Genomic DNA, 21,609 nt, shown 5'->3' with positions numbered 1-21,609 from the left:
GGGGTGCGGCTGACCAGCTACGTGGGTGAGGCCGCCGACTTCCCGGCCGACGTCCTCGCCCACCAGCTCCAGACCATCGCCGAAGGACGCCTCAACGTCCCGGTCGCGAAGGTCTACCACGGCCTGGAACAGGTCCGTGACGCCCAGGCCGACCTCGTATCCCGCGGCACGCCGGGCAAGCACGTCGTCGTCCTGGACGACTGAAACCTGATCGCGGGACGCGACAAGGTCAGCGACAGCACCTGTGAAAGGGACATGGGATGAGCCTCAGCAAGGAAGAGATCAGCAAGACCATCATCGAGTTGGAGAAGTCCTTCAACGAGCGGTGGAGCGCCGGCGACAACCGCGGCTACCTCGACGGGTTCGCGCAGGAGGTCAGCTACTTCGATTCGTCGCTCCTGGAGGACTTCGTGGTCGGGCGGGACAAGGTCGTCGAGTGGATCGACTCGATCTATTCCAACCCGCATATCGTGCGCAGCGAGTACCTCAATCCGCAGGTCCACGTCAGTGACAGCGGCGACTTCGCCGTCCTGGGCTACAACTTGAAGACCTTCGTTCTCGACGAGGACGGCAAGGAGAAACAGCCCGACGCCTGGAACGTCACCCAGGGCTACCGCCTGATCGACGGTCAGTGGCGCATCGTGCACTCCAACTGGGCGTTCTCCCAGACCGTGACGGAGAAAGTCGCCTCCTGACCGGCAGGTGCCGCCAGAGCGCGGATGTGCCCCTACGCGGCAAGCAGCGGAAATCCTCGTGTGAGCGCCTGCGAAAGCGGGGCTGGGAAACGGAACAGGCGGCCTGCCGATGGTGGAGTCCCGTCGTACGCGGAGCAAGGAGCTGAACGTCATGAACGGTAAGAAGCTGCAGCAGATGGCCGCCGAGTGTGCCGAGGGCCTGCCCGGCACCGCACTGGAGCATCCCTTCGGTGAGGAGTGGGACGTGCACAAGGTGCGCGGCAAGGTCTTCATGCTGATGACCGACGTCACCGGGGAACCGTTGGTGATCCTCAAGGCCGCCCCCGACGAGGCGGCGGCGCTGCGCGAGCAGCACGCCGAGATCACCCCCGGCTACCACATGAACAAGCGACACTGGATCACCCTGCACGGCGGCGACTCCCTCGACCGCGGCCTGGTGCAGGAATTGGTGACCGACTCCTACCGGCTGGTGGTCGCGGGGCTACCGAAAGCACAGCAGCCGGTGGACCCGGCAACGTACGCCCGGGGGGACCGGGCCCCGCGCTGACCCTTACCGGGGTGTGGCCGCAGCCGCTGTTCATCGCCCGCCGCCTGGTCCGCTTCGCAGGCGAGGACGTCGGCATGGCCGACCCGAGCGCCGTCCAGCAGGCCCTTGCCGCGTGGGACGTGTACGAGCGGCTCGGCTCGCCCGAGGGGCTACGGCAAGGGCTACCAGTACGACCCGGACGCCCCCGACGGCTTCTCCGGCGCCGAATACTTCCCCGAGGACATGGACCGCGACACCTCCTACCGGCCCACCGAGCACGGCCATGAGGCCGAGGTCGGCGCCGCCTCAAGCACTGGGCCCGGCTGCGTGCCCAGCGGCGCCACCCGGACTCCGGCTGAGCCAGGATCAGCCGCCCACGGCCCACATCCCCTGTGTCGGCGCGGTCAGTCTGTCGTGAAGCTGGACAGTACGGCGGCCGGGAGGCGGCTGCCTGCCGAGCCGTGGGGAAGGATCTCAGTGATGCGGGCCAGAGCGGCGGCGGAGAGCTGGACGTCGGCGGCGCCGGCGTTCTCCTCGATGCGCTTGGTGCTGCGGGTGCCGGGAATGGGCGCGACGTCCTCGCCCTGGGCGAGCAGCCAGGCCAGCGCGAGTTGAGCGGTGGTGATGCCCCTGGTGCCGGCCAGATCCTTGAGCTGTTCGGTGGCGTGCAGGTTGTACGTGTAGTTCTCGCCCTGCCAGCGCTCGTCCCAGCTGCGCATGTCGTCCGCGGGGTATTCGCTGGCGGGCTTGACCTGGCCGGTGAGGAAGCCGCGGCCGAGCGGGGAGTAGGGCACCAGGCCGATGCCGAGTGCCCGCAAGACGGGAAGGATCTCCTCCTCGACCTCCCGCTCGAAGAGCGAGTACTCGTACTGGAGCACGGAGACCGGGGTGACGGCGTGGGCGCGGCGGATGTACTGGGGGCCGACGTTGCTCAGGCCGAAGTACTTCACCTTGCCTTCGGCGATCAGTTCGCCGACCACGCCGGCGACCTCCTCGACCGGAACGTCGGGGTCGGAAATGTGCTGGTAGAAGAGGTCGATGTGGTCGCTCTGCAGGTAGCGCAGGCTGTTCTCGGCGACCTTGCGGATGTTTTCCGGACGGCTGTCGAAAGCGGGGCTGATCGCCGGGGCAGTCATGTCGAAGCCGAACTTGGTGGCAAGGACGACCTCGTCGCGGAAGTCTTTGACCGCCTTGCCCAAAAGGATCTCGTTGCTGCCGGTACCGGCTCCGTACAGCTCGGCGGTGTCGAAGAAGTCGATTCCGAGTTCGTGGGCGCGGCGGATGGTCGCGATGCCCTCGTCGTCGTTCGAGGCGCCGTAAGCCATGGACATGCCCATTGTCCCCAGGCCGAGTGCCGAGACGCGCAGACCCTGAGAGCCCAGATTGCGGTGCTGCATGAGTTCACTCCCTGAGTGGTTCGCCGGCTTCACCCGCAGAGGTCAAACCGAACTGTTCAGTTTGACTGTACGCCCGGTGAGCCGCGATGCCAAACCAAACGGTTCGGTGCTTTATTCTGGGGCCATGTCCCAGTCCCGCGACTCCGGCCGGACCGCAGCGCCCGCCGCCGGCGACACCACGCGCGAGCGCGTCCTTACCGCTGCCATGGAGGAGTTCGCCCGCCACGGCATCGCCGGCGCCCGCGTGGACCGCATCGCCAAGCTCGCCAGGACCAGCAAAGAACGCGTTTACGCCTACTTCCGCAGCAAAGACGCGCTCTATGCCGACGTCGCCGCACGGGAGTACGTCGTCATCGCCGAGGCCACCCAGCTGGACCCGTGCGACCTCCCTGCCTACGCGGGCCGCCTGTTCGACTACTTTGTCGCCCGTCCAGACCACTACCGCCTGATCGCCTGGGGCCGCCTCGAACTGCCGGGCACCGCAGCCGTTGCCGACGATCCCGCCCAGGCAGTGCTCGCCCGCAAAATCGACCAGCTCCGCCAGGTGCAACAGGCCGGACAGCTCGACCCCGCCTGGGACCCGGCCGACGTCCTCGCCCTGGTCAATCAGATCGCCATGACCTGGGCGTCACAACCCGAACTCAGCGAGGCCGCCGCCGCACACGCCGTGGACCCCACCACCGCCGCCCGCCGCGCCGCGGTGGTGACCGCTGTCGAGCAGCTTTTCCCCCGAGCGAGCTGAGGTCCCTGGACCGGCGGCAGCCCTGCGCGAACATTCCCCGAACGGCGCCCGCATCTGCCCTAAGCAGGCTCCGTGGAGAGGGTGGGCTGTTCACCGGAGAGCGATCGACGCAGTTCTCTTCCGGGTGCAGACAGGGATCCTGCAAGCCGTCCGGGCCGGCACCGCCGGGCGGATCGACTGGAACAAGGCGGGTGCCGACTCGCCACTCGCCCTGCGGGCGAATACTGCAGCTCTCGAACGCCGACACTTCACCAGTGCTCCCAACGGGCGTTCACGCAGATCGCGACGGGGTCATCGCCTCCGATGGGCACGAGGCCTCCGCCGCGTTTCCGTCACGCGTGGGTCCTCGCTGCGCGGGCGGCGAAGGGGGCCGGGGTGAGGCCGGTGCGGTCGCGGAAGAAGCGGCCGAAGTTCGCGGGGTCGGTGAAGCCGAGGTGGACGGCCACAGCGCGGGCATCCCACCGGGCAGCTCCCAGCAGGCGCCGGGCTTCCAACAGGCGCCCCTCATCGATGAGTTCGCGTACTGGCTTGCCGGTGGTGTCCCGGGCGGCGCGGCTGAGGGTGCGGATTGAGCAGCCGAGCAACTCGGCGTAGTCCGCGGCTTGGTGCAGTTCGCGAAAGTGCAGCTCCAGGGCGTCCAGGAAACGCCTGTACCTGTCGGCGCGGCCGGTGCCGCTGATCACCCTGCTGGCCGGGCCTGGTCGACGAAGACCGGGGGGTCGCTACGGCCGTCCGGTCCGTCTGGGCCAGAACCCCGCCCGGCCCAGGACCAGATTCCTCGCCGCCGGCCGACTGCGAGAGCACTTCCACCAGCGGCGACGTTGGCAGGTGTGAGCTCTCGAAGTTGAGGGCGGACAGTAAACGGCCAACGCCACTCGGTTTTCATGGAGGACCCCAAGCGCGGTACGGTCCGACCGTGACCACCGCACGCAGGCCGAGAGGGCCTTATCGCAAGGGACTTGAGCGCCGGGCGCAGATCTTGCGCGCCGCGCTGGAGGTGTTCGCCGAGCGTGGGGACCGGGGGTCGTCGCTGCGGGAGATCGCCGACCGGGTCGGCATGTCGCAGGCCGGGGTGCTGCACTACTTCGGCTCCCGCGAGGAGCTGCTGACGGCGGTACTTGCCGAGCGCGACACAGCGGACGCGGCGGAGCACACGAGCACGGCAGTCAGCCCGGGTGATGCGATGGCCCGAACTGCGGAGCACAACACCCGTTCGCCGGGCCTGGTCAGCCTGTTCGTGAACCTGTCAGCCGATGCGACCGATCCGGAGCATCCTGCGCACGGCTTCTTCGCCGAGCGCTACACCCGCCTGCGCGACACCGTCGAGGACGGACTGCGCCAGGGTCAGGCCGACGGGAGCGTGCGCGCCGACATCCCGGCAGAGCAGCTGGCGCAGCTTCTGATCGCCGTCTCCGACGGCCTGCAGCAGCAGTGGCTGCTGGACCAGCGCATCGACATGGTGGCCGCGATCGACGCCTTCAACCGCCTGTGCCGGCCGCCGGGTGCGTGATGTCCGGCGCCGGACATCACGCACCCGTTCGCGCTCAGGCCGCCTCCACATCCGCGGCGGGCTCGAGGCGCGGGATCAGCAGGCCCGCGAGCGTGCCGAGGAACACCGTGCCCGCGGCGAAGTAGAAGGCGTTCTTGTAGCCCTGGTCCAGGTAGAACTGGGTTCCCTGGAGCACCTTGCCGTCGCGGGCCAGGATGACGTACGTCAGTGTGGTGACCAGTGTGGTGACGACGCCGATCGACATCCATTGAATGCCGCTGGCGATGGCCTGCTCCTCCGCTGAGACCGCCCGCATGATCAGGATCGGGATCACCGCGACGATCATGCCGAAGCCGATCGAGAAGAGGTTGCCCCACCAGATGAGCTCGGCGTTGGTGTAGTGGTAGGCCGCCTGAGCCAGGTAGCCGACGGTGGAGATCAGACCGCCGAGGATCAGCGGGAGGCGCGCGTCGACCTTGCGCAGCAGCACCCCTGTGCCGAAGCCGACCGCGAGGATCAGCAGGCTCGCCGGCAGGCCGATCACCGCCGAGTGGGTGGCGGTCATGCCGAGGCCGTCGGAGATGGTCGGAATCTTCGGGTAGAGCACCAGCAGCGAGGCGATGATGCCGGTGCCGAAGAGCGCTCCGCCGGTGAGAGCGGTGGCCAGTATGACGGTCCACACCTTGCGACGGCCCAGCATGGCCAGGTGGACAAGCGGCTGGGCGATGCGCTTCTGGGAGACCACGAACAGGGCGATGGCGGCGAGACCGCCGATGACGCAGCCGAGCGTGCCGGCGGAGGTCCAGCCCCAGTCCGTCCCCTGGCCGATGCCGTAGGTGAGCGCGGTCAGTCCGCCGCCGAGCAGCAGGCCGCCGATCCAGTCCATCCGGGCGGAGGGGTCGCGGTAGTGGGTCTTCGGCACGGCGAACAGGATCAGCAGCAGGCCGATGGCGGTGGCCGCGACGATGGACCACAGGACCCCGCGGAAGCCGTAGTCGTCCAGGACCCAGCCGGTCAGGAACGGGCCGCCGATGGCGACGAAGGCGACACCACTGCCGACAATGCCGCTGGCCGTGGCGGCCTGCTTCGGCGGGAGGATCTCGCGGACGGTGGCGTAGGTGAGAGCGCCGATCGGCCCGTAGAAGCCGGCGATGCTGCGGCCGATCAGCATCATGGAGTAGTTGCCCGCGGAGGCGGCGATGATGTCGCCGACCAGGCCGGTCAGGGTGATGGCGATCATCACCTGGCGCTTGCCGTAGAGGTCGGCGGCCTTGATCACAAACGGTGTCAGCAGGGTGGAGACCAGCGCCGTGGACAGGATGAACCAGGCGATGTGAGTGGTCTGGAAGTGGACGGCCACGGACGCCTGCGCGTTGCCCGTCAGCATGCCGACGAGGGTGAGCAGTTGAGTGGGCCACAGCAGTGCGAGCGCGATGAGCGCGAAGCGCGCGCCGCGGACGGGGTTCATGGCTTCGGCCTCGGCCGCAGGCGCGGCGGGGGTGAGTGAGGATGTCACGGCGGTGTGCCCTCTCGATGGATGGGCTCCGGTCGACGGAGCAACAGTAGGGCGTTGAACCCATTCAGTCGGCCGACGCCCCTCCCCCAGATCCCGGAGCGGGCGGGATATTGGACGGTCATGGCGCGTTGCGCTGGGTTAACGGAGCAGAAACCTAGCTCTGTTTGGGATTCGGCGCTAGGGTTGCCGCCAAGGAATCTCACCGGTGCGCCGAGAGCCACCACCGGGGATTGAAACGTTCCATTCCTCTAGTCGTCATCGTGATCGCCGCAACAGGCGTACGACGCCCGCGCACAGCCCCGACAGCAAGGAACAGACGCCGTGCCTGAAGCCCTATCCCCCGCCCCTGCGGTCGCGCGCCTGCGGTTCGAGCACCACCGCGAGCCGCTCGGCATCGGTGAATCCCGCCCCCGCCTGTCGTGGACCACCCAGACCGAGCTGCCCGGCTGGCGGCAGACGGCCTATGCGATCCAGCGACTGGCCGCACAGGGCGACGTGGTCGCCACGGCCGAGGCCGAACACGACGAGTCGGTCCTGGTCGCCTGGCCTTTCGACGCCCTCGGTTCGCGAGAGCGCGTGGGCGTGCGGGTGCGTGTCCGGGGCACGGACGGAGCCTGGTCGCACTGGAGTGAACCGGCCTTCGCCGAGACCGGACTGCTGCACCCCGACGACTGGCAGGCCCGCTTCGTGAGTGCCGACTGGGACGAGGACGCCCAGCAGGACCAGCCGGCCACCCACCTGCGCTGCGCCTTCACGATCCGCCCCGGCGTCGCAGGCGCCCGCCTCTATGCGACCGCGCACGGCGTCTACGAGGCGGAGCTCAATGGCTCCCCGGTCGGCGACCACGTCCTCGCCCCCGGCTGGACCACCTACGGCAAGCGCCTGCGCTACCAGACCTACGACGTGACAGCCCTCCTGCAGGACGGCGAGAACAACCTGACCGCTCTCCTCGCGGACGGCTGGTACCGCGGCCGCCTCGGCTTCACCGGCGACAAGCGCGCCGTCTACGGCGACCGGCTGGCCTGGCTGGCCCAGCTGGAGATCCGCTACACCGACGGCAGCACCGACACCGTGACCACCGACTCGGACGGCCGCTGGCAGGCCGCCCAGGGCCCGATCCGCCGCAGCAGCCTCTACGACGGCGAGACCCACGACGCCCGCGTCGAGCCCACCGACTGGCGGGGCGTGCGCGTCGAGGAGCGCGACCCGGCGACGCTCGTCGCCCCCGTGGGCCCGCCAGTGCGCCGGATCGAGGAGCTGGCACCGACGGCCATCACGACCTCACCTTCGGGCCGGACGATCGTCGACTTCGGCCAGAACCTCGTCGGCCGTCTGCGCCTGACGGTGACCGGTGAGGCCGGGCAGGAGATCGTGCTGCGCCACGCCGAGGTGCTGGAGGACGGCGAACTCGCCATCGCACCGCTGCGCAGTGCGCAGGCCACCGACCGCTACATCCTGCGCGGCGGCGGTCCGGAGACCTTCGAGCCGCGGTTCACCTTCCACGGCTTCCGCTACGCCGAGGTCACCGGCTGGCCGGGCGAACTGAAGCCCGAGGACCTGCGTGCCGTGGTGATCCACTCCGATCTGGAGCGCACCGGCACCTTCGAAAGCTCCGACGAGCTGCTCAACCGGCTGCACCAGAACGTGGTCTGGGGCATGCGCGGCAACTTCCTCGACGTCCCGACCGACTGCCCGCAACGCGACGAGCGCCTGGGCTGGACCGGCGACATCCAGGTCTTCGCCCCCACCGCCGCCTACCTGTACGACAGCGCCGGCTTCCTCACCTCATGGCTCGCCGACCTCGCCGCCGACCAGGGGGAGAACGGAGGGGTCCCCTTCGTCGTACCGAAATGCGTCGACAGCGCCGAGACCCCGACCGCCGCGTGGGGCGACGCCGCCACGATCGTGCCCTGGGTGCTCTACCACGCCTACGGCGACCTCGGCGTGCTCGCGGCCCAGTTCGAGAGCATGCGCGGCTGGGTCGACCACGTCGCCTCGCTGGCCGGGGAGTCACGTCTGTGGGACAGCGGCTTCCAGTTCGGCGACTGGCTGGACCCGAACGCCCCGGCAGGGCGCCCGGATCAGGCACGCACCCCCGGCGAGATCGTCGCCACCGCCTACTTCGCCCGCTCTGCCGAGATCGTCGCCCAAGCGGCGCAGCTGCTCGGCCGCGAGGCGGACGCCGTCCGCTACGGCGCGCTCACCGCCCAGGTCCGTCAGGCGTTCGCCTCCGAGTACGTCACCGGCACGGGCCGGCTGATGGCGGACGCCCCGACCGCATACGCGCTGGCGCTCCAGTTCGCGCTGCTGCCCGACCGGGCCCAGCGCGCGCACGCCGGCAAGCGGCTGGCCGGCCTGGTCCGCGCCGGCGGCTACAGGATCAGCACCGGTTTCGTCGGCACGCCGCTGATCTGCGACGCCCTCGCCGAGACCGGTCACCTGGACGCGGCCTACCGACTGCTGATGCAGACCGAGCAGCCGTCCTGGCTCTACCCCGTCACCCAGGGCGCGACCACCATCTGGGAGCGGTGGGACAGCCTGCTGCCCGACGGCAAGGTCAACCCCAGCGGCATGACCTCGTTCAACCACTACGCGCTCGGCGCCGTCGCCGACTGGCTGCACCGCACCGTCGCCGGCCTGGCCCCAGCCGAGCCCGGCTACCGGAAGCTGCGCCTGGCACCCCGCCCCGGCGGCGGGCTGGACCGCGCGCAGGCGGCGCTGCTCACCCCGTACGGCCGCGCGGAGATCGCCTGGCGTCTGGACGGCGAGGAGCTTCACATCACCGCGCTCGTCCCGCCCAACGCCACCGCAGTGGTCGACCTGCCGGGCCCGGCCGGCTCGCCGTTCGACGTGACCGCCGGTCGTCATACCTGGACCGTCCACCTGCCGGCAACGGCACCACCCAGCGGCCCGATCACCCTGGACACCACGCTCGGTGAGCTGATGGACCGGCCGGGGGCCATGAAGATCTTCACGGACACCCTGGTGCGCTACTTCCCCGAGGCAGCGGCATACATCGACCAATCCGACACCGAGTCCGGCGAGACGACGATCCGCAACGCGGCCGCCATGGTGCCTGGCGGCCCCGAGTTCCTCCTCGATCTTGAGGAGCAGTACTCCGCCTTCAACGCCGGAGCACGGACTACTGGTTGACGGGCCGTCAGGCGGGAGTTGCTTCCCGCCCACTGCACTCCTTTCTCCGACGACTTGGAGGCCCCATGCCCAGCAAGACCCACGAGTGGCTTTCCGAACTGGTCACAGCCGGTCGAGCCGCCGCGCAACCCACGCTTGCCCAGGAACGCGAGAACGCAGTCCGCTTTGCGGCGATGACCCCCGTCCCGGACGGTGTGGTCGAGGAAACGTTCCCCGGCCTGGCGGGGGCACTGCTTTTCAGCCCACCACAGCCGCGTGACGACCTGGTCATCCTCTACGTCCACGGCGGCGGCTTCCGCACCGGCACCGCCACCCAGGCGCGGGCTGCGGCCGGGCTCCTGGCAGTGCGCCTGAACATCCGAGCCGTGGTGCCCGAGTACCGGCTCGCGCCTGAAGACCCTTTCCCCGATGGGCTCGACGACTGCGAGTGTGCCTACGGAGCCGTCCGTGCCGCCTACCCGGAGGCCCGGATCGTCGTGGTCGGCGAGTCGGCGGGAGCCGGTCTTGCCGCCGGGCTCCTGCTGCGCCGCCGCGACGCAGGCGACGGCACGCCTCTGGCCGGCGTGCTCTGGTCCGGCGTGTTCGATCTGCGCGCGGAAAACCTGGCATCAGGCAGCTGGGTTGAGAACGCCGCCACCGACGCCATGATCACCCCCTGGCTCGGCCCGCGCATGGCCGCGGACTATCTCGCCGGCAGCAGCCCCGAGGACCCGCAGGCTTCTCCCGCACGTGCCAACCTCACCGGTCTGCCCCCGCTGATGATTCTGGCCTCAGGTTCCGAGTTGCTGCGTGACGACTCGGTCGCGCTGGCCGCACGCGCCGCCGCCTGCGGCGTGGAGACGATGCTGGAACTCTGGCCGTACATGCACCATGCCTGGCCCGTCTTCGGCTCCATGCTGCCCGAATCGCTCGAAGCCCTCGACCGCACCGCCAAGTTCGTCCGCCGCGTGGACGCGGGCCGTTTCGTGGACGGCCCGGCTCTGATGGACGACCCGGCGATCCTCGCCCTGATGGGGGCCTCCCAGGAACAGGCTGAGGTGTGACGGAACAGTGAATTCGCCCAGTTCCCCATAGCCCGCACGAGGCATGGGTCAATACGAGGAACCCGGTGGGGCAATGCAGGCGGAGTCTTCACCGGCATCCCCCTCGCCGCTCCGCCCATCGGCCGACTGCGCTTTCGCCCGCTCAAGGCTGCATAGAGGTGCCAACTCAACGCCGCGGTAAGCCAGATCGTCGACCGGTCCGGGGCCGAGCGAACGGACCTGCGACCGGTCCTTCCGGGCCATCGCGGCGGTCTGCGCGGCCAGTACCCCCACGACGACCTTCACCTGAACGAACCCGGTCACCGCGGCTGGGTTCAGACCCTGCGGCCGCTCCATGTGGACGTCGCGCGTAGAGCAACGAAGGAGAATTCCCCATGAAAACCGCTCCCCACACGATCCCGAACGACGCCGGCGCCCCGGAGACGGACCGCGAGGAGCGCTACCGCGACGCCGACCTGCCCGTCGAGGACCGGGTCGCCGATCTGCTGGCCCGCATGACCCTGGAGGAGAAGGCCGGCCAGCTCACCCAGTTCTTCTACATGGGCACCGGCGAGCCGATCCCCGACAACTTCGACATCGAGTCCCTGCCGCCCGAACACCGTGCCTTCGTCCAGCAGCCCCACGACGTCGAGGCCGCGGTCTCCCGTGGCGGCGCCGGGTCGCTGTTGTTCGTCAAGGACCCCTCCCTGGGCAACCGACTGCAGCGCCGCGCCATCGAGGACAGCCGCCTTGGCATCCCGCTGCTGTTCGGCTACGACGTGGTCCACGGGCTGCGCACGATCTTTCCCGTGCCGATCGCGATGGCCGCGACCTGGGACCCGGACACCGCCGAGGCCGCGCAGGCCGTCGCGGCCCGCGAGGCGCGCGCGGCGGGGATCCGCTGGACGTTCGCACCCATGATCGACATCGCCCCCGACCCTCGCTGGGGCCGCATCGTCGAGGGATCCGGGGAGGACCCGGTGCTCGGCGCGGCCATGGCCGCGGCGCAGGTCCGCGGGTTCCAGGGCGACCTCGGGGCCGAGAGCGTCCTTGCCGGTGCGAAGCACTTCCTGGGGTACGGCGCCGCCCGCGGCGGGCGCGACTACGACGACGCCGACATCTCCGACGCCGAGTTGCGCAACGTGTACCTGCCGCCCTTCCGAGCCGCGATCGAGGCGGGCGCCGCCAACGTCATGAGCGCCTATATGGACCTCAACGGCGTGCCGGCCTCCGCGAACCGGTGGCTGCTGAGCGACCTGCTGCGCGACGAACTGCACTTTGACGGCTGGGTCGTCTCGGACGCCAACGCCGTGCAGTCGCTTCAGACGCAGCACTTCGCGAAGGGCCAGCAGGATGCCGCCGTGCGGGCGCTGAACGCGGGCCTCGACATGGAGATGTGCACCTTCACCCCGGCGTTCGACCACCTCCCGCAGGCGGTACTCGACGGGCTCGTCAGCGAGCAGACACTGGACACCGCCGTGTCGCGGGTGCTCGCGGCGAAGTTCCGGCTCGGTCTGTTCGAGAGCCCTTACACCGACGAGGACGCGGCACCCGCGGCCCTGTCCGCCGCGGCGCACCGTGATGCCGCCCGGGATGCGGCCGAGCGCAGCCTCGTACTCCTCAAGAACGACGCGGCCACGCTGCCGCTACGGCCGGAGCGGCTCGCCAGCGTCGCCGTCGTCGGCCGGCTCGCCGACTCCCGGCGCGACACGCTCGGGCCCTGGGTGTTCGCCCACGACACCTCCGAGACCGTCTCGATCCTCGACGGGCTGCGTGCCCGGCTCGGGGACGGCATCCTGGTCGAGTACGCGGCCGGGGCGGGTGCCCCCGAGCGGCTGCACCCGTCGCCGTTCGACGTACTGGACCCCTCGGTCGTCCCGACCCCGGCCGACTTGGACGAGGACGCCGAGATCGAGCGCGCCGTCGCCGCCGCCCAGGACGCCGACGTCGCGATCGTGGTCGTCGGGCAGCCGCAGAACCAGATCGGCGAGAAGGCGTCGACCTCCACGCTCGACCTCCCCGGCCGTCAGCTCGAGCAGCTGCAGCGCGTCGCCGCGACCGGCACGCCCGTGGTCCTGGTCGTGCTGTCGGGCCGTCCCCTGGACCTGCGGTGGGCGCACGAGCACGTCCCCGCCATCGTGCAGGCGTGGTACCCGGGAACACGTGGGGGCGAAGCGGTCGCCTCCGTGCTGGTGGGTGACGTATCGCCCGCCGGCCGGCTGCCCTTCACATGGCCCCGCCACGTCGGCCAGGTGCCGCTCGTGTACTCCCACTACCGGACCTTCACGCCGCAGGAGCAGCACGCCCGGTACTTCCAGGACCACGGGGCGCCCCTTTACCCGTTCGGCCACGGCCTGTCCTACGCCACCTTCACGTACACCAACCTCCGGATCGACCGGACGTCCAAGGCCCGCCAGGACACCGCAACCGTGTCGGTCGACGTCACCAACACCTCTGAGCGCGACGCCGACGAGGTCGTGCAGCTGTACGTCCACCAGCGCTACGGGTCGTCGTCGCGGCCCGTGCGGGAGCTCAAGGGCTTCGAGCGAGTCCCGGTCCCCGCGGGCACCACCACCACCGTGCGCTTCGAGCTCGGCCCCGACCAGCTCCGGTACTGGAGCGCCGCGACCCGCACGTACCAGCTCGACACCACCCTCCTCGACCTCTGGGTCGGCGGCAGCTCCACCGCCGAGCTCACCACCACCCTGGAGGTGACCGGATGACCGGGACCGACGTGCAACTCGACGCAGACCGCGTCGACCTTCGTGACTGGACCATGCGTCGCCCGGGCAGTGCCGAAGAGACCGCCGTACGCCTCCCGCACGACGCGATGATCACCGAACCTCGGTCGTCCGACGCCTCCGGCAGGTCCGACACCGGATGGTTCCCGGGGGGTCGGTACACCTATCGCACGCGCTGGTACGCCGACCCCGCGTACCGCGGTCGAGACGTCCAGCTCCGCTTCGACGGCATCCAGGGCGAGTCGGTCGTGACCGTGAACGGCCACCCGGTCGGGACCGTGCGCAGCGGGTACACCGAGTTCGGCTTCCGTATCGACTCCGTCCTGAACTGGGACGACGAGAACGAGATCGCGGTCGACGTCGACAACAGCGCGCAGCCCGCAGGCCGGTGGTACCCCGGCTCCGGCCTGTACCGGTCGGTGTCCCTGCGGATTCGCAGTCGTGTGCGCCTTCAGGATGACGGTGTCGGCGTGCGTACGACGCTCCACGGCTCCGACGCGGTCGTCGAGGTCCGGACCGCAGTCGTGAACGACAGCGACGGGCCCGTGCACGTCCGCACCGTACTGCACTCCGAGGCAGGGGCCGTGGCGCAGGCCGTGGCGGCCGACGACGGGATCGCGCACCTGCACGTGCCCGGGGCCCGCCTGTGGTCCGCCGAGGACCCGTTCCGCTACCAGCTCGTCACGACGGTCGAGCACAACGGTGCCGTCGTCGACACCCGTCGCGAGCTCGTGGGGCTACGCACGGTGCACGTCGACGCCCGCCACGGCCTGCGGATCAACAAGCAGAAGGTCAACCTGCGCGGCGCATGCATCCACCACGACAACGGCATCCTGGGCGCCGCCACCCACCGGGCCGCGGAGTTCCGGCGCATCCGCATCCTCAAGGAGAGCGGCTTCAACGCCGTCCGGTCGGCGCACCACCCGATGTCACGTCACCTGCTCGACGCGTGTGACGAGCTGGGCATGTACGTGATGGACGAACTCGCCGACTACTGGATCCAGTCCAAGTCCACGCACGACTTCTCGCACAGGTTCCTGGACACCTGGCGCGAGGATGCCGACCGCATGATCGAGAAGGATCGAAACCGGCCCTCCGTCATCATCTACTCGATCGGCAACGAGATACCCGAGACCGCGCACCCCGACGGCGTCGCGCTCACCCGTGAGATCGCCGCGTACGTCAAGGCGGCAGACCCGGACCGCCCGGTCACGGTGGCCCTCAACATCTTCCTCAACGTCCTGTCGTCGATGAACAGGTCCCCGTACGCGGGTACTTCCGACACGCCGGACGGGCCTCGACACAACAAGCAGGGGCCCGGCAGCACGGAAGCCAATCGCTTGGTCAACCAGATCGGGCGCATGATGGACGTCGTCTCGCGGCTCCCCATCGCCGATCGTGCGACACGCGACGCGTTCGCCGAGGTGGACATCGCCGGCTACAACTACGGGCTGGCGCGGTACAAGCACGATGTGAAGGCCCACCCCGACCGCGTGATCGTCGGCAGCGAGACCCTGCCAGGAGACATCGCCCGTGCGTGGGACCTCGTCACGCAGTACCCGTCCGTCATCGGCGACTTCATCTGGGTCGGCTGGGAGTACCTGGGAGAGTCCGGGGTCGGGGTGTGGGCGCCCGGCCGCAGGACCGGGCTGGTCAAGCCGTACCCCTACCTCCTCGCCGGGCCCGGGGTCATCGACCTGACCGGCCAGCCGGACTTCTCGCTGCGCCTCGGGCAGGTGGCCTGGGGAACGCGCCCCGGGCCGGCGATCGGCGTGCGGCCCCTCGACCAGGCGGGACAACCGGTCGCACGGGTCGCGTGGCGCAGCACCGACGCTGTCGAGAGCTGGGCCTGGCGCGGGTGCGCGGGCCGCAAGGCCGAGATCGAGGTCTACTCCGCGGACGACGAGGTGGAGCTGTTCGTCAACGGGCGTTCCGCCGGCCGTCGCAGGGCCGGGCAACGACGTCGCTACACCGCTCGGTTCATCACCACGTACGCCGCCGGCGAGCTCGTCGCGGTTGGTTACCGAGGAGGGCACGAGGTGTCCCGGACGGTGCTCCGCTCGGCGGGGGACGACCTCGCGGTCCGTCTGACCGCGGACCGGGCTCGACTGAGGGCCGACCGCGACGACCTCGCGTTCGTCGAGGTCGAGATCGTCGACGGCGCCGGCACGGTGGAGATGCTCGCGGACGACGACATCGAGCTCAGGGTCGAGGGGCCGGCCGAGCTCGTGGGGTACGGCAGCGCCAGACCTGACCCCACCCGTCCGTTCGCCGATCCCACTCAGCGCGCGTACCGCGGTCGTGCCCTCGCCGTCCTGCGTTCCATGGGTCGGACCGGGAGCGTCCACGTCACCGCGACGTCGCACCTGCACGGGGTCTCACACCTCACCCTCGACGCACGCTGAACGATCATGGATTCGTCCGCGTGGGCTCCGTCTCCGTTGCAAGAAACAGACGTGCCTCACGATCAAACGATCTGCGAGGAACTCGCCACCGTTTGGGACCAGTTCCTGGAGACGGGCGAGCCTGGCCGGCCCGCCTTCGACTCCGCCGCCGCGGCCCACCCGGCAGCACGCCGAACGCGTCCGCGCAGGCAGCCGACCCAAGGCCACGCCATCACTTCACCGGCCGACCGACCAGCAGACTCACTAGCCAGAAACTGGAGCACTCCCATGAACCGTTACGACGACCGCCGTGTCCTGATCACCGGAGCAGGCTCCGGCATCGGCCAGGCCACCGTCCTGCGCATACTCGCCGAGGGCGGCCACGTCGTCGCCGCCGACGTCGATACGGCCGGCCTGACCGCCACCCGCAAGCTCGCCGCCGACACCGGTACCAAGGACCGTCTGCACACCGTCCAGGTGAACATCGCCGACGAGACCTCCGTCCGCGAGGCCGTCGCGGCCGCCCTTATCGCCCTCGGCGGCGGCCTGGACGTACTGGTCAACGCGGCCGGCATCCTGCGCTCCTCGCACACCCACGAGACCAGCCTGGAACAGTTCAACCAGGTCATCGCGGTCAACCTGACCGGCACCTTCCTGATGATCCGCGAGACGATCCCGGCGCTGCTCCAGGGCGAGAACCCGGCCGTGGTCAACTTCAGCTCCACTTCGGCGAGCTTCGCGCACCCCTACATGGCCGCCTATGCCGCCAGCAAGGGCGGCATCCAGTCCATGACCCATGCGCTCGCCGCCGAGTACAGCAAGCAGGGCATCCGCTTCACCGCCGTCGCGCCGGGCTCGATCTCCTCCGGGATGACCGACGCGAGTGGCACCAGCAAGGAGAACGTCGGCCCGGGCCTGCCCGACGACGCGGACTACGACATCATGATGAAGCTGCTCCCGGCCATCGGCCAGGGCTTCGCCGGGCCGGAGACAGTCGCGGGCGTCGTCGCCATGCTCGGTTCGGTGGACGGCACGTTCATCACCGGCACGGAGATCCGCATAGACGGCGGCACCCATATGTAAGCGGTGCGGTGTCAGCGGCGGAAACGGAGGCCCTGGACCATCAGTTCGGGCTGGAGCCGGACCTGATGGTTCTCGTATTTCGCGGTGTCCCTCGCGTGGGTCGACGCCCCCCGTCGGTGTCCTCGCCTTCCGCTGCGACCCCGGTTGGTGCGTGGTCAACCTCTCGGACGAGCCGTACCAGGTGCCCGACCACACCGCGACGCAGCTGGCCAGCGGCTCGATGACGGACGGACTTCTGGAACCGGACCACGCGATCTGGCTCCAAGTCTGACGGTTCCCCCCGGGGCAACGCCCCTCCCGATTCGTCAGGGCCTCTCCGGTGTCATTCCCGCTGGCCGGAGAGGCCCTGGCCCGTTGGACAACGGACAGCTGTAGACTCCACGCCGACCGCGCGGGGTGTCGTGACAGGAGGATCCGGCAGCGAGGCGATCAGCCTCAGCAGGGTATTCCGACTGACCGGCGCCCCGAAGACGTCCGTCATGCGAGGCCCCGCCCGGCCCGCGAGCGCGAGGCCGATCGAGATGAGCGTCGATCGCAGCCGTTCCGTCCGCCGGCCGAACCGGCGAGTGAGCCCCGGAACCTGCTCGGCGAAAGTCTTGCGCGAACAGGAGCCCTCCGCGCAGACGAACCGGCGCACCCTCAATGCCACCACGACGGGCTTGCCCGCCGTCGGTAGATCGTGAGGAAACCGCGGATAGGAGCCGTGTATTCGCCCCGACAAGTACCCGCAGCCAGGGCTGGTTGCCTGCCGAGCAGTGCTCAGGGCCTCGATCCGGACGACGATGTCGGTAGCCGCGACGGACTCCACCAACACGTTCTCCAGCGAGGAGAACAGCAACTCCTCGAGTTCCGGCCGTATTTTGTTCACGGCGCAGCACTGTCGGCGACACCGCGCACCGCCCGGGCGATTTTCGGGCTATCTCAGCCAGCCTCACGAGGAGATCGTAGTCACGCTGCGTACGCGACCACACGAAGTGGACCAGAGCCCATGAAAAGTGACACAGCGAGCCTGTGCGAGCCCGGGCTCCGAGCGCTTGGGCAGAGGTGAACGCCGTGAAGAACCTGAGCCCAGTGCCCGCATGAGCAGTGGAGAAACCAGGGAAATCGACTGTGTGTTCTTGCCTTCGCCGGGCACGAGGAGCGACGGAGGTTGATAACTATGGTTCCCCTGCTTGTCGTTCTTCTGCTGGCTCTGCTCCTCTTCGGCGCGGGATTCGCGCTCAAGGCACTGTGGTGGCTCGCCGTCATCGTGCTGGTCGTCTGGCTGCTGGGCTTCGTCATGCGCTCCGCCGACTCGGGCGGCCGCAAGGGACGCTGGTATCGCTGGTAACCCACCCCGCAGCAACATGCCCGTGGGCCCCGGATCCATCCGGGGCCCACGGGCATGTCCCGTATCAGGACAACTCTGTTGTAAAACGGTGTGACTACCGTCGTCCCGGGAACCGGGCTTCATAGCTGGGGCCCGGTGAGCAGTGGAACCTGCGCCTCCAAACCACCGGACCCCAGCCACCCCGATTCCGCGCGCCGCCCCGCACGCTCTGCCGGTCCCGGTCCGGCCGCGGGCTGTATCCCGCTGGTCCGATGCGACAGGTGACCCCAGGGGCCACATCCCGTCGCCTCGCGGCATCACCTCGAGCCGCTGAGCCGGGAAAGCAGGTCAGTGGTGACGGCCACTGCCGTGGTGGTGGCGGTGCCCGCCCCAGGAGGCGTCGTCGATAAAGCAGCCGTGGTCGTGCGCAGAGTGGCAGTGTCGGAGAACAGCGCTCTCGGCTGATGTAACGGGCCAGCATGCCGGGCAGAAGACTCCTGGGATCCTGTGCGTATTCGTTGCATGGGCCGTGGGTGGCTTTGCTCACGAGAACGAGAACCGATAGCAGATGTTCACTACTTCGGGAGGCACCGATGTGGCTTTGGAATTCGAACCCTCGGGCTCCTGTCGGGGCATTGGCGCGGTAGGGGCGGCTCAGCCCTCGGCGGCCACCCCGGCTCCCGAGGCTCGGATGGGCCCGCCCCACCCCGGCCCGCCGGACGGCCCGGTCGCGGCTCACCCACCTGCCGGGCTGGGAGGCGGTCAGGCCGCAGCGGCGTTTCGATGCTGACATGAGCGAGCGCGACGACTTCCTGGCCTGGGTCGGATCCGACCTGTACGCGGCGGAGCTGGCCATCCACAACGGCGACGCGGACCCGCGCAGGGCACTGTGGTCCCGCGAGGAGCCGGTGAGCGTGCTCGGCGCCTGGCGCAACGCCTTCGGGCTACGCGAGGTCGACGAGCTCTTCACCCACCTCGCGGAGAGCTTCTCCTCCTGCACGTCGTACGCGTTCGACCTGCGGGCGTGCGACGTGGTGGGCGACCTGGCCTGGACGGCCGGCTTCGAGCGCACGTCCGTGTCCGTCCACGGCGAGCCCACGAGCTACACGCTCAGGGTGACGCAGGTCTACCGCCGCGAGGGCGGGTGGTGGCGGGTCGCCCACCGCCATGGGGACAAAGGGCCGTGACCGGCGTTCCAGGCTCCCGCCGTTCTGTGCGCAGTCCATGGTTCAGCCGTTGGTCAGTTCGATCCCCAGGGCTGGCGCTCCTCGGGGATGCGGGCGGTGGCGCCACTGGCAGCGAACAGAACCTCCGGCGCCTGCCTGCCGAAGTGGTGAACATCTGCTGTCGGTACTCGTGAACAAAGCCACGGCCCCGAGGTTTCGGCCGCCGTTGTGCTGGCGGCAGGCTGCAACGTCTTCATTTCTGGTCGCGCAGGAAGGCAGGGATCTCATCACGGGTCGGATAGTTCGGCTGGGGTGCCGGCTTGTCCTGAAGGAACGCAGTGATGACGGCGACGGCCCGGTCGTTGTTGTCGTCGAGGCCGTTCCACATGTGGTGTCCGACTCCGGGCATGTACTGCGTGCGCTGGATGGCGGGGTCATTGGCAAGGACGGTGGTCTCCCAGTGACGAATCTGGGAGGAGCACTCGGCGATCATCAGCATCGCGGGGGTCCGGGAGCGCCTCAGTTTCGAGGCGATGGAGGGGGAGTCCTTGACCGTCTGCTGGATGCGGAGGCTGGCGGCGGGACTGAAGGAGAAGTTCCGTGCGGTGTCCTCGGCGGGGATGCGATGCGCGTCGCGAGCGCAGTAGGCGGATGCGGTGTCGCTGTCGAGGTCTGCGGCGGTGAAGGCGTTGTCGCCTTCGGCCTGGCCGATCAGTCCGGTGTCGGGGGTGAGGAGTCCCAGTCGCATAAGGCCGAACGCCACGGCGTACCGGGGGACGTGCGTCGATCGCGGTCCGGGCATGGCCGGTGCGAGGCCCCTCGCGGACTTCCGGCCCTTGTGCCCGGCGATGTGTGCGGTGGGGCCGTCCATGGGGCCGGGCTCAGCAATGATCGCCCGGTGCAAGCGTGCAGCGACCCCCGGGTCAGCCAGGGCTCGGGTGAGCACGGACCCGCCTGAGGAGAATCCGAGGATGTCGATTTTGCCCTTGTTCAGGCGGTCGACGAAGGCGGCGAGGTCACGGACCGACCTGGAGATCGTGTACTGACTCATGGGCAGCAGGTCGCTTCGTCCGCCACCGGCCTGTTCATAGGCGTAGACGTCATAGCCCTGGCGTGCCAGGAGTTGCAGGAACCGGTGGTCGAGCACCGAGATGCCACGGACCGGTCCGCCGTTGAGGTACACGAACGGGATGGGATGCCGGGGACCGGGGTTCGCGGGCGGGTAGTGGTATACCGCGACCCGGCTGCCGGTGGACAGGCTCCAGTGCTGCGTGGTCACGAACGGCAGGGCGGGTGGGTATCGCCGGGCCGTCGGCACGGTCGGGATGCAGACCGATGCCGTCAGTGCTGCCGCGACAATCACCGGCAGGAACGGCACGAGCCGCGCCGGCCACGTGCGGCGTCGGCCCAGCCACATCGCGAGGACAGCACCGACTCCAAGGGTCGACAACCATGCGGCGAACCCCGAGCCTGCCCCATCTGTGAGGGCGATCAGTGCGAGAAAGACGACGACCAGCATCGTGACGGCGGCCAGGGCCAGCAGTAAGCGACCGGTGAAGCGGACGAGGCGTATGGCGGACGTGGGCACGGCGAACCTCCGACAGTTTCAGAACGCTGTTTCAAAACGACGTTATCAGAGGGGGTAGGCTGCTGGCCGTGGGTAGGCCGAGAACAAACGACGAGGCCGTCAAAGAGCGGCTTGTGGAGTGCGCGACCGAGATGCTCGCCACCCGTCCGCGGGAGTCGCTCACGGTCCGCGCCGTGGCCGCTGCCGCCGAGGCGTCGACGACGGCGGTGTACTCCCTGTTCGGCGGTAAGGACGGGCTGATCCGTGCGGTGCGCGACAGAGCCGTCGCCGGCCTGTTCCAGGACGTTTCGGCGGTGCAGATCTCCGCGGACCCTCTCGCCGACCTCTACGCGCTGGCCGTCGCCTACCGTCGCTGGGGGCGAGGACACAGCCACCTGTACACGGTGCTGTTCGGTGGTGTGCAGTCCTTCGACCCGTCGGGCGAGGTCGGTGCCAGCGACCCAATCCGTCCGCTCCTCGATGCCATCGATCGCGGCCTGAAGGCATCCCTTCTCGCCGGCGACGCAACAGCGATCGCCCTGTCCATCTGGGCAACCCTGCATGGACTCGTGACTCTCGAACTGGCCGGAGCCCTCGACTCCACCACGGCCGAGGGCGCATTCCGCTCGACGATGCACGCCACGCTGCGCGGATGGACGACCCCGGAGCTGTTCCGCAGTCTTCGCCAATCCGAACTCGCTCGGTGACAGGATCAGGGTCGGTATCCGGGCTCTCCCGAGCCCGGCTGAAGCAGTGGTGCATGGTCGGTGAAGACCGAGATCCCAAGGTCAACCAACTGCGGCCGACCATCGGTTAGGG

18 protein-coding genes and 3 pseudogenes are annotated in these 21,609 nt (G+C 69.3%); 16 read left to right on the top strand and 5 right to left on the bottom strand.

Annotated elements, in window-relative coordinates:
* From ABZT02_RS43400 to ABZT02_RS43380, 5 genes and pseudogenes are all read left to right on the top strand, one after another.
* The coding region (locus ABZT02_RS43400) for a zinc-binding dehydrogenase (protein WP_356028374.1) at positions 1-204 on the top strand (204 nt) is incomplete at its 5' end.
* A 56-nt stretch (positions 205-260) separates the two neighbouring features.
* Positions 261-695 (top strand): nuclear transport factor 2 family protein, encoded by a 435-nt coding sequence (locus ABZT02_RS43395; protein ID WP_356028371.1) that lies wholly within the window; start codon positions 261-263, stop codon positions 693-695.
* Positions 696-846: 151 nt separating this feature from the next.
* Positions 847-1,242: an MmcQ/YjbR family DNA-binding protein gene (locus tag ABZT02_RS43390; protein WP_356028368.1), complete on the top strand. Its 396-nt coding sequence runs from the start codon at positions 847-849 to the stop codon at positions 1,240-1,242.
* 11 nt (positions 1,243-1,253) lie between these two features.
* Positions 1,254-1,379, top strand: a pseudogene (locus tag ABZT02_RS43385) (hypothetical protein); the annotation flags it as partial.
* Positions 1,348-1,461, top strand: a pseudogene (locus tag ABZT02_RS43380) (hypothetical protein); the annotation flags it as partial. The pseudogenes ABZT02_RS43385 and ABZT02_RS43380, both read left to right, overlap by 32 nt.
* A gap of 164 nt (positions 1,462-1,625) precedes the next feature.
* Here the strand turns inward: ABZT02_RS43380 and ABZT02_RS43375 are convergent.
* Positions 1,626-2,618, bottom strand: a complete 993-nt coding sequence (locus tag ABZT02_RS43375; protein ID WP_356028365.1) for an aldo/keto reductase — start codon at positions 2,616-2,618, stop codon at positions 1,626-1,628.
* Positions 2,619-2,742: 124 nt separating this feature from the next.
* Between ABZT02_RS43375 and ABZT02_RS43370 the strand changes: the two genes are divergently transcribed.
* Positions 2,743-3,360, top strand: a complete 618-nt coding sequence (locus ABZT02_RS43370; protein WP_356028362.1) for a TetR family transcriptional regulator — start codon at positions 2,743-2,745, stop codon at positions 3,358-3,360.
* Between the two features lie 332 nt (positions 3,361-3,692).
* Here the strand turns inward: ABZT02_RS43370 and ABZT02_RS43365 are convergent.
* A pseudogene (locus ABZT02_RS43365) lies at positions 3,693-4,037 on the bottom strand (AraC family transcriptional regulator); the annotation flags it as partial.
* 239 nt (positions 4,038-4,276) lie between these two features.
* On the opposite strand from ABZT02_RS43365, the gene ABZT02_RS43360 reads away from it, so the two are divergent.
* Positions 4,277-4,870 carry a TetR/AcrR family transcriptional regulator gene (locus tag ABZT02_RS43360; RefSeq protein WP_356028361.1) on the top strand — a complete coding sequence of 198 codons (594 nt, stop codon included), beginning with the start codon at positions 4,277-4,279 and terminating at the stop codon, positions 4,868-4,870.
* A gap of 34 nt (positions 4,871-4,904) precedes the next feature.
* Here the strand turns inward: ABZT02_RS43360 and ABZT02_RS43355 are convergent, their stop codons facing one another.
* On the bottom strand, positions 4,905-6,365 hold the full coding sequence (locus ABZT02_RS43355) for an MFS transporter (protein ID WP_356028360.1): 1,461 nt from the start codon (positions 6,363-6,365) through the stop codon (positions 4,905-4,907).
* 321 nt (positions 6,366-6,686) lie between these two features.
* Here ABZT02_RS43355 and ABZT02_RS43350 point away from each other — a divergent pair, with 321 nt between their 5' ends.
* From ABZT02_RS43350 to ABZT02_RS43325, 6 genes are all read left to right on the top strand, one after another.
* Positions 6,687-9,518 (top strand): family 78 glycoside hydrolase catalytic domain, encoded by a 2,832-nt coding sequence (locus tag ABZT02_RS43350; RefSeq protein ID WP_356028357.1) that lies wholly within the window; start codon positions 6,687-6,689, stop codon positions 9,516-9,518.
* A 65-nt stretch (positions 9,519-9,583) separates the two neighbouring features.
* Positions 9,584-10,561: an alpha/beta hydrolase fold domain-containing protein gene (locus tag ABZT02_RS43345; RefSeq protein WP_356028354.1), complete on the top strand. Its 978-nt coding sequence runs from the start codon at positions 9,584-9,586 to the stop codon at positions 10,559-10,561.
* 27 nt (positions 10,562-10,588) lie between these two features.
* Positions 10,589-10,717 carry a hypothetical protein gene (locus ABZT02_RS43340; RefSeq protein WP_356028380.1) on the top strand — a complete coding sequence of 43 codons (129 nt, stop codon included), beginning with the start codon at positions 10,589-10,591 and terminating at the stop codon, positions 10,715-10,717.
* Between the two features lie 218 nt (positions 10,718-10,935).
* Positions 10,936-13,263 (top strand): glycoside hydrolase family 3 N-terminal domain-containing protein, encoded by a 2,328-nt coding sequence (locus tag ABZT02_RS43335; RefSeq protein ID WP_356028352.1) that lies wholly within the window; start codon positions 10,936-10,938, stop codon positions 13,261-13,263.
* Positions 13,260-15,686 (top strand): glycoside hydrolase family 2 TIM barrel-domain containing protein, encoded by a 2,427-nt coding sequence (locus tag ABZT02_RS43330; protein WP_356028349.1) that lies wholly within the window; start codon positions 13,260-13,262, stop codon positions 15,684-15,686. Before ABZT02_RS43335 ends, ABZT02_RS43330 begins: the two co-directional genes overlap by 4 nt.
* A 267-nt stretch (positions 15,687-15,953) precedes the next feature.
* The gene (locus ABZT02_RS43325; RefSeq protein WP_356028347.1) at positions 15,954-16,748 is read left to right on the top strand and encodes an SDR family oxidoreductase; all 795 of its coding nucleotides are present in this window, start codon (positions 15,954-15,956) and stop codon (positions 16,746-16,748) included.
* A 322-nt stretch (positions 16,749-17,070) separates the two neighbouring features.
* Here the strand turns inward: ABZT02_RS43325 and ABZT02_RS43320 are convergent, their stop codons facing one another.
* Complete coding sequence (locus ABZT02_RS43320; protein WP_356028344.1) at positions 17,071-17,616, bottom strand: transposase family protein; 546 nt, start codon at positions 17,614-17,616, stop codon at positions 17,071-17,073.
* Positions 17,617-17,907: 291 nt separating this feature from the next.
* On the opposite strand from ABZT02_RS43320, the gene ABZT02_RS43315 reads away from it, so the two are divergent.
* Positions 17,908-18,078, top strand: a complete 171-nt coding sequence (locus ABZT02_RS43315; protein WP_356028342.1) for a hydrophobic protein — start codon at positions 17,908-17,910, stop codon at positions 18,076-18,078.
* Between the two features lie 770 nt (positions 18,079-18,848).
* Positions 18,849-19,244: a nuclear transport factor 2 family protein gene (locus ABZT02_RS43310; RefSeq protein WP_356028339.1), complete on the top strand. Its 396-nt coding sequence runs from the start codon at positions 18,849-18,851 to the stop codon at positions 19,242-19,244.
* 232 nt (positions 19,245-19,476) lie between these two features.
* Here the strand turns inward: ABZT02_RS43310 and ABZT02_RS43305 are convergent, their stop codons facing one another.
* Positions 19,477-20,811: an alpha/beta hydrolase gene (locus ABZT02_RS43305; RefSeq protein ID WP_356028336.1), complete on the bottom strand. Its 1,335-nt coding sequence runs from the start codon at positions 20,809-20,811 to the stop codon at positions 19,477-19,479.
* A 68-nt stretch (positions 20,812-20,879) separates the two neighbouring features.
* Between ABZT02_RS43305 and ABZT02_RS43300 the strand changes: the two genes are divergently transcribed.
* Entirely contained in the window at positions 20,880-21,497 is a 618-nt protein-coding gene (locus tag ABZT02_RS43300; protein WP_356028334.1) for a TetR-like C-terminal domain-containing protein, read from the top strand.
* Positions 21,498-21,609: the final 112 nt, after the last annotated feature.

This window comes from Streptomyces sp. NPDC005402, from assembly GCF_040606575.1.
Classification (GTDB): domain Bacteria; phylum Actinomycetota; class Actinomycetes; order Streptomycetales; family Streptomycetaceae; genus Streptomyces.
Note: the sequence above shows the minus strand (reverse complement) of the source record. Positions and strands in the feature narration are given on the sequence as shown.

Excerpts from the sequence above, each read along its gene's own strand:
- ABZT02_RS43375 (WP_356028365.1), bottom strand. The coding sequence starts at position 2,618 with ATGCAGCACCGCAATCTGGGCTCTCAGGGTCTGCGCGTCTCGGCACTC.
- ABZT02_RS43370 (WP_356028362.1), top strand. The coding sequence starts at position 2,743 with ATGTCCCAGTCCCGCGACTCCGGCCGGACCGCAGCGCCCGCCGCCGGC.
- ABZT02_RS43390 (WP_356028368.1), top strand. The coding sequence starts at position 847 with ATGAACGGTAAGAAGCTGCAGCAGATGGCCGCCGAGTGTGCCGAGGGC.
- ABZT02_RS43315 (WP_356028342.1), top strand. The coding sequence starts at position 17,908 with ATGGTTCCCCTGCTTGTCGTTCTTCTGCTGGCTCTGCTCCTCTTCGGC.
- ABZT02_RS43330 (WP_356028349.1), top strand. The coding sequence starts at position 13,260 with ATGACCGGGACCGACGTGCAACTCGACGCAGACCGCGTCGACCTTCGT.
- ABZT02_RS43325 (WP_356028347.1), top strand. The coding sequence starts at position 15,954 with ATGAACCGTTACGACGACCGCCGTGTCCTGATCACCGGAGCAGGCTCC.
- ABZT02_RS43345 (WP_356028354.1), top strand. The coding sequence starts at position 9,584 with ATGCCCAGCAAGACCCACGAGTGGCTTTCCGAACTGGTCACAGCCGGT.
- ABZT02_RS43310 (WP_356028339.1), top strand. The coding sequence starts at position 18,849 with ATGAGCGAGCGCGACGACTTCCTGGCCTGGGTCGGATCCGACCTGTAC.
- ABZT02_RS43335 (WP_356028352.1), top strand. The coding sequence starts at position 10,936 with ATGAAAACCGCTCCCCACACGATCCCGAACGACGCCGGCGCCCCGGAG.
- ABZT02_RS43395 (WP_356028371.1), top strand. The coding sequence starts at position 261 with ATGAGCCTCAGCAAGGAAGAGATCAGCAAGACCATCATCGAGTTGGAG.